This window comes from Vogesella mureinivorans (assembly GCF_007644035.1).
GTDB classification, from domain to species: domain Bacteria; phylum Pseudomonadota; class Gammaproteobacteria; order Burkholderiales; family Chromobacteriaceae; genus Vogesella; species Vogesella mureinivorans.
Genome location: NZ_VMTV02001100.1, coordinates 1 through 288, shown reverse-complemented (window position 1 = coordinate 288; position 288 = coordinate 1). Strand labels below are relative to the sequence as shown.

General features: G+C 45.5%; 1 protein-coding gene. It reads right to left on the bottom strand.

Going from position 1 to position 288, the window contains the following annotated elements; all coding sequences use genetic code 11:
• The coding region (locus tag FLQ44_RS22925) for a 4Fe-4S dicluster domain-containing protein (protein ID WP_338117506.1) at positions 1–288 on the bottom strand (288 nt) is incomplete at both ends.

Here is a 288-nt window from a genome sequence, read left to right as displayed (position 1 = left end):
CACGGCTGTAAAGAAGATATCCCAGGAATCCTACCAAAAGAAGCAGGAATATTGAGAAGCCTTTCATTCTTCCTGTAAACTTGAACTGGGTTTCTTTCTCTATTTCGTTTTCAGAAGCATATCTGATCAGGCCTTTCGGAAGACCTACTTTTTCCATCACTTCATCGCAGGCGTCGATACATGCTGTACAGTTGATGCACTCCAGCTGCTGCCCGTCTCTGATGTCAATTCCGGTAGGGCATACCACTACACACTGGTGACAGTCTATACAGTCTCCTTTACCTGCTG